The organism is Pirellulales bacterium, assembly GCA_019694435.1.
Lineage (GTDB): Bacteria > Planctomycetota > Planctomycetia > Pirellulales > JAEUIK01 > JAIBBZ01.
Map to the genome: position 1 here is coordinate 57,940 of JAIBBZ010000019.1, position 11,886 is coordinate 69,825.

At 64.9% G+C, this 11,886-nt stretch carries 8 protein-coding genes; 5 read left to right on the forward strand and 3 right to left on the reverse strand.

The window, feature by feature from the left end; translation table 11 throughout:
• The first annotated feature begins 61 nt into the window (after window positions 1–61).
• The 4 genes from K1X74_14750 to K1X74_14765 all read left to right on the forward strand — a co-directional run bounded on the left by K1X74_14750 (window position 62) and on the right by K1X74_14765 (window position 7,858).
• The gene (locus K1X74_14750; GenBank protein MBX7167586.1) at window positions 62–784 is read left to right on the forward strand and encodes a superoxide dismutase; all 723 of its coding nucleotides are present in this window, start codon (window positions 62–64) and stop codon (window positions 782–784) included.
• 178 nt (window positions 785–962) lie between these two features.
• Window positions 963–2,381: a sulfatase gene (locus K1X74_14755; protein MBX7167587.1), complete on the forward strand. Its 1,419-nt coding sequence runs from the start codon at window positions 963–965 to the stop codon at window positions 2,379–2,381.
• 158 nt (window positions 2,382–2,539) lie between these two features.
• Window positions 2,540–5,983: a pyruvate carboxylase gene (locus tag K1X74_14760; protein MBX7167588.1), complete on the forward strand. Its 3,444-nt coding sequence runs from the start codon at window positions 2,540–2,542 to the stop codon at window positions 5,981–5,983.
• Between the two features lie 228 nt (window positions 5,984–6,211).
• On the forward strand, window positions 6,212–7,858 hold the full coding sequence (locus tag K1X74_14765) for a hypothetical protein (GenBank protein ID MBX7167589.1): 1,647 nt from the start codon (window positions 6,212–6,214) through the stop codon (window positions 7,856–7,858).
• Between the two features lie 191 nt (window positions 7,859–8,049).
• Here K1X74_14765 and K1X74_14770 read toward each other — a convergent pair whose 3' ends face one another.
• From K1X74_14770 to purE, 3 genes are read right to left on the reverse strand one after another with little or no spacing between them, the layout of a single operon-like run.
• Window positions 8,050–9,696, reverse strand: coding sequence for a cation:proton antiporter (locus K1X74_14770; GenBank protein ID MBX7167590.1), 1,647 nt, complete (start codon window positions 9,694–9,696; stop codon window positions 8,050–8,052).
• Window positions 9,697–9,733: 37 nt separating this feature from the next.
• Window positions 9,734–10,882, reverse strand: coding sequence for a 5-(carboxyamino)imidazole ribonucleotide synthase (locus K1X74_14775; GenBank protein ID MBX7167591.1), 1,149 nt, complete (start codon window positions 10,880–10,882; stop codon window positions 9,734–9,736).
• A complete protein-coding gene (gene purE, locus K1X74_14780; GenBank protein ID MBX7167592.1) occupies window positions 10,879–11,382 on the reverse strand; it encodes a 5-(carboxyamino)imidazole ribonucleotide mutase in 504 nt (167 codons plus the stop codon). Before purE ends, K1X74_14775 begins: the two co-directional genes overlap by 4 nt.
• A 265-nt stretch (window positions 11,383–11,647) precedes the next feature.
• Between purE and K1X74_14785 the strand changes: the two genes are divergently transcribed.
• On the forward strand, window positions 11,648–11,848 hold the full coding sequence (locus K1X74_14785) for a YqaE/Pmp3 family membrane protein (GenBank protein MBX7167593.1): 201 nt from the start codon (window positions 11,648–11,650) through the stop codon (window positions 11,846–11,848).
• Window positions 11,849–11,886: the final 38 nt, after the last annotated feature.

Genomic DNA, 11,886 nt, shown 5'->3' on the forward strand with positions numbered 1-11,886 from the left:
CGCCCCGACAGAATGCAACCTGACCATCCTTGATCCCTCGAAGTTCACCTGAGGTGTCCCGATGCAACGTCTCGTGGAGTCCGCAGTCGACCGCCGCCGCTTCTTGCAAGGTGCCGCCGTTGTGACGGCCGCGGCCGCATGGCCCAACGTCTGGAGCAAGGTCGCACTGGCGGCCGACACGAAGCACAGCCTGCCTCCCCTGCCCTATCCATATGACGCGCTGGAGCCGCACATCGACGCCCGGACCATGGAGATCCACCACGACAAGCACCATCAGGCGTATGTCGACAATTTGAACAAGGCCCTCGACGGCCACCCCGACCTTGCCAAGCTGCCGGTCGACGAGCTGCTGGCCGATTTGAGCAAGGTGCCCGAGGCGATCCGGATGGCCGTGCGCAACAACGGCGGAGGGCACGCCAACCACACGCTGTTCTGGACGCTGATGTCGAAGCAGGGCGGCGGCGAACCGAAGGGCAAGTTGGCCGACGCGATCAAGGAATCCTTGGGCGGTTTCGCCAAGTTCAAGGAAGATTTTACGAAGGCGGCCATGACGCGGTTCGGCAGCGGCTGGGCGTGGCTCGTGGCCGGCAACGGCAAACTGGAAATCATCAGCACCGCCAACCAAGACACTCCGGTGAGCGAAGGCAAGCTGCCACTCCTGGGCTTGGACGTGTGGGAACACGCGTATTACCTCAAGTACCAGAATCGCAGGGCCGACTATGTGGCCGCCTGGTGGAACGTGGTGAATTGGGACGCGGTGTCCGAACGGTACAAGTCGGTCTAGTTCGGGTTGACTTGCCCCCACGCAAGCCACTGAAATTGGGTTTTCGTATCGGCCGTTTCTGCTGCCTGCCCGCAATCGAGGCGATGAGTCGAGCACCGTGGCTTCCGGTCGTTCAGGGCGAACCGCTGAGCGTTTGCTTCCAACCATGCCAGCAGGCACGCGCCGCGCGAGCGCCGGCATGATCTTGCACGCAAGCGTCGCTGCGCTGATCGTTCTGGCGTGCCTCGGTCGCGTCGAGGTGTTGAACGCGGCAGCGCCTCGGCCCTTGAATGTCGTGGTCATCTTGATCGACGATTTGGGCTGGCGCGACGTCGGCTACAACGGTAGCCGTTTCTATGAAACACCCAACATCGACGCCCTTGCCCAGCAAGGGGCGGTGTTCAACTGGGCGTATGCGGCCGCGCCGCTTTGCTCGCCGACGCGAGCCGCGCTGCTGACAGGCAAGTCTCCGGCACGGCTCCAGCTTACGGCTGCCATCGGGGCTCCGGAGCAGAAACCGCGTGCGGTCGAACTGGATGACGGCCGACGCCTGATGCAGGCCCCCACGCGCGACGCCTTAGCTTTTACCGAGACGACCTTGGCCCAGCGGCTCGAGGCCGCCGATTATGCAACGGGGTTGATCGGCAAATGGCACTTGGGCTCCGGCCAGCGTTCGCCGAGTAATTCCGGTTTTCTGCTGAATATCGGGGGGAACTACTCGTCCCACCCCTTGCGGTATTTCTCTCCTTACTTCAACGAAACCATTCAAGACGGTCCCAAGGGCGAGTATCTCACCGATCGCCTGACCGACGAAGCGATTGGTTTTCTGCGCAGGAACAAGGATAAGCCGTTTTTCCTGTATTTATCTCACTACGCCGTGCACTTTCCTTGGGAAGCTAAGCCTGATTTGGTTGCCCGATTTCGCGACCGCGTGCGCGCCGACGAACCGCAGAACAATCCCGTCTATGCCGGGATGGTGGCCAGCGTGGACGAAAGCGTCGGGCGGGTTTGGGCAGCCCTGCGTGAGCTCCAGTTGTTGGAGACGACGGCGATCATCCTGACCTCCGACAATGGCGGCGTCACGCGGTTCAACGGTAGCCAATACCCGCACACGGCCTATCCCCCGCCGCTTGGGACGGCGATCACTTCGAATCTTCCGCTGCGTGGCGGCAAGGGGAATCTGTACGAAGGTGGGTTGCGGGTGCCGCTCGTCGTGCACTGGCCGGGGGTCACGCGAGCCGGAACCGAGTATGAGCTGCCCGTCGTCACGATGGACCTTTATCCGACGATCCTCAGGATGGCGAACGTGAGCCCCCGTCCTGGCGAATCGCCGGATGGCAAAAGCCTGGAACCGCTGTTCTTCGGCGCGAGCACCCTGTCACGCGAAACGCTCTGCTTTCACCTGCCGAATGGGAATCGACCGGCTTCGGCAATGCGGCAGGGGCGATACAAGCTGATTCATTGGTACGAAGGCTTGGACGAGCTGTTCGACTTGACGTCGGACGTCGGCGAACGCACCAATCTCGCCGCGCAGGAGCCCGAGCGGGTGGTCCAAATGCGCGAAGAATGCTTGCGGCAGCTGCGCGACCAAGGCGCCGCTTTTCCAACGATTCGCTGAGTTTGGTCCCAGCCCCGGGGTCGCGGCCCGTCGAGAGGGCCTTTCGCGAGGGGCGTTGGCCCCGTAGATTGAGGCCTCGTCCAGGCGGATGACGTCGAGCGGCGCCGGCTGCGCCTGCGCGCTCTGCCAAGCAGGGAAGTCACCACCGTCGAGAGGCCATGAAACCGATTCGCAAGCTGCTCGTCGCCAACCGCGGCGAGATCGCCATCCGTGTTTTCCGCAGCGCGCACGAATTGGGCATCCGCGCTTACGGCATTTATTCGCACGAAGACCGTTTCGCGCTGCACCGCTTCAAGGCCGATGAGGCCTACCAGGTGGGCCGGCAAGGCGAGCCCATCCGCGCCTACCTCGATATCGATGCCATCCTGGCCATCGCCAAGCAGCACGAGATCGACGCGATCCACCCAGGCTACGGGTTCCTCTCGGAAAACCCCGAGCTGGCGCGCGCCTGCGACCGGGCCGGTGTCATCTTCGTCGGCCCGCGCGCCGAAGTGCTCGACAACCTGGGCGACAAGATCGCTGCCCGCCAGATGGCAATCTCGCTGGGGGTTCCCGTACTGCCGGGCAGTTCGGCGCCGCTGACCAGTGCGGCCGAAGCGGGCAAGCTCGCTGAATCGCTGGGCTATCCCGTGTTGCTCAAGGCAGCCAAGGGGGGCGGCGGGCGCGGCATGCGCGTCGTCCGCGAGCCCGATCAACTGGCCGGGGCGCTCGAGCAGGCGCAGCGCGAAAGCCTGTCGGCGTTTGGCTCGAGCGATGTGTTTCTCGAACGGTACATCGCGCGGCCGCGGCACATCGAGGTGCAGTTGCTCGGCGATCGCTACGGCAATCTCCTGCATCTCTACGAGCGCGATTGCTCGGTGCAGCGGCGCCATCAAAAAGTCGTCGAGATCGCGCCCGCGCCCAAGCTCGACCGTCGCTTGCGCGACGAGATTTGCGCGTCGGCCGTCGCGCTGGGGCGCAAAGTCGGCTATGTCAGCGCTGGGACGGTCGAGTTTCTGCTCGACTCGGAACGGGACGAATACTACTTCATCGAAGTCAATCCGCGGATCCAGGTCGAGCACACCGTGACCGAGGTGGTGACCGGGGTCGACATCGTCAAGAGCCAACTGCTGATTGCCCAAGGGGTGTCGCTGGCCGACGAACGAATCGGTCTCTATGGTCAAGCGGCCGTCACCGTGCGCGGTTTTGCGCTGCAGTGCCGAGTGACGACCGAGGACCCCGAGAACGGTTTTCAGCCCGACTACGGGCGCATCTCCTCCTATCGGTCGCCGGGCGGCATGGGCGTGCGGCTCGACGCGGGCACGGCGTTTTCCGGCGCCGTCGTAACGCCGTTTTACGACTCGCTACTGGTCAAGGTAACCACATCGGCCGCGCGGTTCAGCGACACGGCCGAGCGCATGGAGCGCTGCCTGCACGAGTTCCGCGTGCGCGGCGTCAAGACGAACATCCAGTTCCTGATCAACCTGATTTCGCACCCGACCTTCCTGGCCGGCGAGTGCACGACGCGGTTCATCGACGAGACGCCCGAGCTGTTCCAGCAGGCCAAGTCGCTGGATCGGGCGACGAAGATTCTGACCTACCTGGCCGACGTGATCGTCAACGGCAACCCGCTCGTGGGCGAGCGGCCCGCCGTGGTCTGTCGCGAACCGGCGCCGCGGCCGGTGGTCGACAAGCGCTCGCCGATCCCGCCGGGTACGCGCGACAAGTTCAAGCAGCTCGGCGCCGACGGTTTCAAACAGTGGATCCTCGACCAACGGCGGCTGCTGATCACCGACACGACGATGCGCGACGCGCACCAGTCGCTGCTGGCCACGCGGGTGCGCACACACGACATGTTGCTGATCGCGCCGTATTACGCCCGCGAGCATGCCGAGCTGTTCTCGGTCGAAATGTGGGGCGGCGCGACGTTCGACACGGCGATGCGGTTTCTCAAGGAATGCCCCTGGGACCGGCTTGCTCAGTTGCGCGAGGCGATTCCCAACATCTTGTTCCAGATGTTGCTCCGGGCCAGCAACGCCGTCGGCTATGCCAACTACCCGGACAACGTCGTCCGGGCGTTCGTCGAGGAATCGGCCGCCGCGGGCATGGACATCTTCCGCGTGTTCGATTCGCTGAACAGCTTGCCGAACATGAAGGTGGCCATCGATGCGGTGCTGCATACCGGCGCCCTGTGCGAGGCGGCCATCTGTTACACGGGCGACCTGCTCGATCCTGCGCGGCCAAAATACGACCTGAAGTATTACGTCGACATGGCCAAAGAGCTGGAGCGGATGGGCGCACACCTGTTGGCCATCAAGGACATGGCCGGATTGTGCAAGCCCTATGCGGCGGTCACGCTGGTCCGCGCGCTCAAGCAGGAGATCGGCATCCCAATCCATTTCCACACGCACGACACGGCGGGCGTGCAGGCCGCGGCCATTTTGCAGGCCGCGGATGTTGGGCTCGATATCGCCGATGCGGCCTTTGCCCCACTGTCGGGACTGACCTCGCAGCCGAACCTGAACTCGATCGTCGAGGCGCTGCGGTTCACCCAGCGCGAGACGGGCCTGGCGGCGCACCCGCTCCAGCAAACGGCCGACTATTGGGAGGCCGTGCGCGAGTTTTATTCACCGTTCGAGGCCAATCTCAAGGCCAGCACCGCCGAGGTCTATCATCACGAAATGCCTGGCGGCCAGTACACGAACCTGTACCAGCAAGCGCAGGCCATTGGCCTCGGTCACCGCTGGCACGAAGTGTGCAAGAAGTACGCCGACGTCAACCAGATGCTGGGCGACATCGTCAAGGTGACTCCCAGCTCGAAGGCCATCGGCGACATGGCGCTGTTCATGGTCACTAACGATCTGACGGTCGACGACGTCCTCGATCCCAACCATGAATTGGCCTTTCCCGAGTCGATCATCGACCTCGTTTCGGGGCGCATGGGCAAGCCGCCAGGAGGCTTCCCCGCCCGCGTGCGTGCGCGCGTTCTCCGCGGGCGCGAACAGGTCAAGGGGCGTCCGGGGGCCAGCATGGAGCCGGCTGACCTCGAAGGCACGGCCGACGAGCTGACGGCGAAGCTGGCGCGGCCCATCGCCCGGCGCGACGTGGTTTCGCATTTGATGTTTCCGCGCGTCTTCGCCGATTGGGTCCAGCACAACGAACGCTACGGCCAGACGGACGTGTTGCCGACGCCGGAATTCTTCTTCGGCTTGGACCTCAACCAGGAGGTGTCGATCGACCTCGAGCCCGGCAAGGCGTTGATCTTCAAGTACCTGGCCAAGGGCGAGGCCCATGCCGAAGGATTGCGGACGATCTTCTTCGAGGTTAACGGTCAGCCGCGCAGCGTGACGGTGCAGGACCGCTCGCTCGAGGGCGAAGTACGGCGGCGCGAAAAGGCCGAACCGAACGACCCGAAGCAGATCGGCGCCCCGATGCCGGGCCTGGTCGTGGTGGTGGCTGTCAGCGCCGGCGATTCGGTCGCCCAGGGACAGAAGCTGGTGATGATGGAAGCCATGAAGATGCAGACCACGCTCACCGCCGAGCGCGCCGGCAGGGTCGCCGAAGTCGTCGTCAAACCGGGCACCCAGGTCGAAACGGGTGACCTGCTGCTCAAGTTCGAATAGCGCGTGTTCTCGGGGGCCAGCCGCGCTCACGCCCTGCCGAAATGAGGCGGGGACGGCCAATTTCACGCACTGCCGGGCCATTTTCTCACGGGGGGGCGAGATCGGTCCAAGCTTCCCCGGGCCTCCCTGTTTGCCCTTTGTGGCGGACTTCCGGCAGTGGTTGTATAGTGGCTCCGTCCGACTTTCGGTGGTGTCGGGGGACTCTCGTTACGAAAGCCTAGGCAGAACATGCGCTCTTTCATCGTTACTAGTTGTCTGATGTTGTTGGCCGCGTTTACGGCCTCGACGGTTCATGCGGAAGCCCCCACGGGTAAGTGGCGGCTGATCGTGCTGATGGATGACGGCTCGGAATTGGGTATGACGCTCGATCTGAAGCAGGACGGCGACAAACTTGCCGGCACCTTGATGGGCGACGACGGCGTCGAGACCTCGGTGTCGGACGTCTCGTGCGATGCAGACGGATTGAAATTCAAACTGGTCCGCGACTTTGGCGGCCAGGAGCTCAAGGCCGATTTCTCGGCGAAGGTCAGCGGCGATAGCCTCGAAGGCTCGGTCGACTACGACCTCGGCGGCCAGGCCGGCACGCTGTCGATCAAGGGTGAGAAAGAAGGCGCCATGGTCTCGCCGGTGGGCGCATGGAAGTTGTCGATTTCGACACCCGACGGCGCAATGCTGCAACCGGTCATGAACTTGAAGATGGACGGGGAAAGCCTGGGCGGCACGCTCGTCACCGACGACGGCACCGAGGCGACACTCGAGGACGTCAGCTGCGAAGGCAAGGAACTCAAGTTCGGGTTCAAGGCTGACTTCGGCGGCCAGCAGCTGGTCGCCAAGTTCACCACCGAAATCGACGGCGACAAGCTGACGGGCACCGTCGAATTTGATCTCGGCGGCCAGACCGGCGTACTCGAGGTGACCGGTGAACGCGAAGGCGCCTCGCCCGTCGGCGAATGGCAGCTCGCCATTTCGACTCCCGACGGCGCCATGCTGGCCCCCGTGCTGAAGCTGTTGATGGACGGCGACAAGCTGGGCGGGACGCTCGTGGCGGACGACGGCACCGAAGCGACGCTCGAAGACGTGAGCTACGAGGGCGGCACGCTGAAGTTCGCTTTCAAGGCCGATTTCGGCGGGCAGTCCCTGGTCTCGAAGTTCGACACCAAGGTCGACGGCGACAAGCTGACCGGCACGGTCGAGTTCGATCTCGGTGGCCAGACCGGCGTGCTCGACGTCACCGGCGAGCGCAAAGGCGCAGGCATCGCCGGTACCTGGAACTTGACGGTCAACAGCGAGGCGGGCGTGTTCGAGCCCAAGCTGCACCTCAGCCAGGACGGCGGCACGCTGAGTGGAAAGTATGAATGGACGCCGGAAACGGTCGTCGAGATCATCGACGCCAAGCACGAAAGCGGCGAGCTGACCTACACGGCCAAGCACGACTTCGACGGCCAGGAAATCGTCGTCACCTATAAGCTCAAGATCGACGGCGACAAGCTAACCGGTACGGTCGACTACGACCTCGGCGGCCAAACCGGTACCGCCACGGTCGAAGGCGCTCGAGCCAAGGCGGGCAGCGTCGCCGGCACTTGGAAGATCACGATCATGGCCGAAAACGGCGAGTCGTACGAAGCCCAGGCCACGCTGACGCAAGACGGCGACAAGATCGGCGGCGACTACACTGGGCCGCTCGGCGAAGCCAAGGTCGAGAATGCCAAGCTCGACGGCAACAAGCTGAGCTTCGAAGTCACGCGGGAGCGCGACGGCAACGAGATCACCCTCAAGTACAGCGGTACGCTCGACGGCAACAAGCTCGCCGGCGAAATCGAGTTCGAGATGGACGGCCAGACTCGCACGACCAAGTTCGAGGCGGTGCGCGAGTAACGGCTCGTCTTTCGCCGAACTCAACAGGACTATCGGCTCCCCGTCCGGCCTCGCGGCCGGGCGGGGAGCGTTTTTATTCGGGGTTGCCGGTGCCCGGCGCCACGGGACATCCGGATCGCACGACGCCAGCCGCTCATCACGCACCGCAGCATCTGTGCGTCGTTTGAGCGCTCGAGGCCTGTCAAGCCGCGTCAGCCCGCAGCAGACGGATGATCCGGCGGCGCCTCGGCCGGTTGCAGGCGGGCGATCAGGGCCTCGGCGATCAGCCCTTCTTCGCTCATCACCAGGTCGGCCCCCGCGCGGCGCACCTTGCCACGATTCACGAGATATCTGCAGCGCGCCAGGATGCGTGCCCGGGGATTGACCGCGCGGCAGGCGGCCGCGACTGCGATGGTGTTCGGGTCGTTAGGCAGGCACACGACAATCATTTCGCACTCGCCCGCTCCGGCGCGGCGCAGCAAGGCGGGGTCGCTCGCGTCGCCGGCCACGGTGTGAAAGCCCTGCTGTGCGGGGGCATGCAGATTAACCTGGCTCAGATCGACGATCGTGACGTCGATACCGCGCTGTTCGAGCTGACCGGCGATTTGCCGGCCCACGGGACCGGCGCCGATCACCAGGGCACGTCGCGCATCGACCGGTACCAGGTCGCCGCGTACGGGCGGCTGCGCGAGCTGCCGTTCCGACCAGCGCAAGCCGAAGCGCAGCAGCGCCGGCGTGAGCAACAGCGATCCCAGCGACAATGCGAGCACCCGGTTGTAGTGTGCCGGCTCGAGAACTTGCGATTGCAGCGCCTCGAGCAGCAGCACGAAGGCGAATTCGCCGACCTGCGCCAGCCCTAGCCCCAGGCCCCATGCGGCGCGCCACGGCAGCCGCGCGGCGACGCGCAACGCAACGGCCGCGGCGGTTGACTTGATGGCAATTACGCCGACCAACGCGGCCAAGACGCGCGGCGCATCGGCCGCGATGACCTGCGGGTCGAACAACAGCCCCAGGCTCACGAAAAACACGGCGGCGAACGCCTCGCGAAACGGCAGCAGCAAGGCGTCCACCTGGGCGGTCAGTCGATTGCCGCTGAAGACGAGCCCCGCCGCAAAGGCGCCGATCGCCGCGGGCAGGCCCAAGCCGACGGAGGCCAAGGTCAGGCCGACGAGTACGACGAGCGCCAGCAGGACCACCACCTCGGGGCTGCGGAGGCGGCTCAACAGGGGGACAAGCCACCGCGCGATGACGTACCGCAGCACGAGTACCCCGCCAATCACTCCCAGAGAGACCAGCGCCAGACGCACGTAGCCGGACAGCGAAGCTGCTTTGCCCTGACCGGTCAACAGCGGCAGCACCAACAGTAGCGGCACCAAGGCCATGTCCTGGAACAGCAGCACGCCCAGCGCCGCGCGGCCCGGCGCAGTGGAACTCATCCCGCTCTCGCCGAGTGCCTTGAAGACCAGCACGGTCGAACTCAGCGCCACGGCGAATCCGATCAACAGGGCCGGTCGCCAGGCCAGCCCGAACAGCCATCCGACGAGCGTCACCGCCCCGGCTGCCAGGGCCATCTGCAGACTGCCGCCCAGAAGCAGGATTCGCCGCATGCGCCGCAGGTCGTCGAGCGTGAATTCGAGCCCGACCGAGAACAACAGCAGCAAGACGCCCAATTCGGCGATCACCTCGACCTGGGCGTTGCTGTGCGCGTTGGGCTGCAGCAGCAGCCCGCCGACGAACGTGCCCACGAGCAAATAGCCGATGAGCATCGACACGCCCACCAAACGGCACAGCGTGGCCGCGGCCGCGGCCGCGGTGAGAATGACAAACAGGTCGAACAACAACGGCAGCGCGGCATCCATCGAGCGACTCCTGCCGCCTGCAGAGCGTTATCGAGCATCAACCTCGTGGCGAAGGCCGCAAGGCGGCGCGAGCCTGAAGGGCTCGTTCTTTCGCAATGTCGCCCGATTCGGCGAGCGCCGTCAAGTGGCCCATCTTGCGCCCGGGGCGCGCTGCCAGCTTGCCGTAGAGGTGCAGCTTCACCTCGGGAAACGCGCAGACGGACTGCCAAGGCGGCTCACCGTCGGTCCAGAGATCGCCGAGCAGGTTCACCATCGCCGCGGGGCGCAACCGCTCGGTCGAGCCCAAAGGCAGACCGCAAATGGCTCGCAACTGCTGTTCGAATTGACAGGTGACAAAGGCGTCGAAGGTCAAGTGGCCCGAGTTGTGTGGCCGCGGCGCCAGCTCGTTCACGAGCAATCGCCCCTGGCGTGTGATGAAGAACTCGACGCACAACACGCCGACCACGTCGAGCCGCTCGACGATCGCGCGGGCGATTTCGGCGGCCTCTTGCTCGAGCACCGGGCCCAGACCGGCCGGAGAGACGGAAACGTCGAGAATGTGCTGACGGTGCTCGTTGCGAATGAGACCGAAATGGGCGATTTGCCCGTCGAGCCCTCGGGCCACGACGATCGAAGCCTCGCAGGCGTAGTCGATGAAAGCTTCGAGGATCGCCTCCTGGCTGCCGAGGCTTTGCCAGGCGGCAGTGGCTTCGCCGGGAGCATGAAGCTTGACTTGCCCCTTGCCATCGTAGCCCCAGCCGGCTGTCTTGAGCACAGCCGGGCAGCCTGCGGCGGCGACGGCAGTTTCGAGTTCGGCCAGCGATCGCACAGGCCAGAACGGCGTGACGGGGATTCCCTCTTCGCGCAAGAGCGACTTTTCGCGGAGGCGGTTTTGCGTTACGTGCAGGACGTGACCGTCGGGCCGCACCCGCGTGACGGCGGCCGCGGCCGCGGCCGTTTCGCTGGGCACATTCTCGAACTCGAACGTCATCACGTCGACTTCGGCGGCGAAGCGGCGCACCGCGTCCAGGTCGCCGTAATCGGCCTGCCACTCGCGATCGGCGACCTGGCCGGTCGGCGTATCGTCGTCGGGGGACAAAGTGTGGACGCGATAGCCCAGTTTGCGGGCGGCGATCGCGAACATCCGCCCCAATTGCCCGCTGCCGAGCACGCCGATGGTTGCGCCGGGCAGAACGACGTGGCTCAAGGCGCCTTGTCTCCCCGTGCCGCGTGACCTGGGGGGGCGTCGACGAGCGTCGTTTCGCTCAGCACGCGGTCTGTCTGATCCTGATGAAACTTGCGCAAGCGCTCGCGCAAGGCGGCGTCGTCGGTCGCCAGAATCCGCACGGCCAGCAGCGCGGCATTAATGGCCCCTGCCTTGCCGATGGCCAGGGTGCCGACCGGGACTCCGCCGGGCATCTGCACGATCGACAGCAGCGAGTCGAGACCTTGCAGAGTCTGGCTTTGGACGGGCACTCCAAGTACCGGCAGGATCGTCTGCGCGGCAACCATGCCGGGCAGATGCGCGGCGCCGCCTGCGCCGGCAATCAGCACGCGCAGGCCCCGGCGCTCGGCCTCGGCGGCATACTCACACATCCACTGGGGTGTGCGATGGGCCGAAACCACTCGGCATTCGTGCGCGACTCCCAATCCGCGCAGCGTTTCCGCAGCGTGGGACATCGTCTCCCAGTCCGACTTGCTCCCCATGATGATGCCCACCAGGGGCGTTTCGGCCGGGCGCACGAGGCATTTCCATCCCAGGAGTGAACTTTGCAACAATCTCCAGCGTAACACTTGCGCGCAGCTTGCGGAAGTTCTGCCCGGTCGGTGCGACCCGTGGACGGTTGCGTGTTTTGGCCAAGGCGGCCAAGAATTGGCGGTGCGCGGCGAATAGGACCTTGTCGTTGCGCGGCAATCGGCCGGTGGTCGTCGTTCGCCGGGCGCCGCGCGTCGTGAAAGGAGTTGTGCAGTCATGCGTTATTTGCTGGCATTCCTGCTGCCCCCGTTGGCCGTGTTGCTCTGTGGCAAACCGTTGCAGGCAGTTTTGAACCTGGTGCTGACGCTGTGCTTTTGGGTGCCCGGCGTGATTCATGCGTTGCTGATCGTGCATGACCACCTGGCCGATCTGCGGAACGAGCGTCTGATCGACGAGATGCGCCGCTTGCCGGCCTGAATGGCCCGGGTTGGAGCAGGTCGGCCCACTGGGTTAGA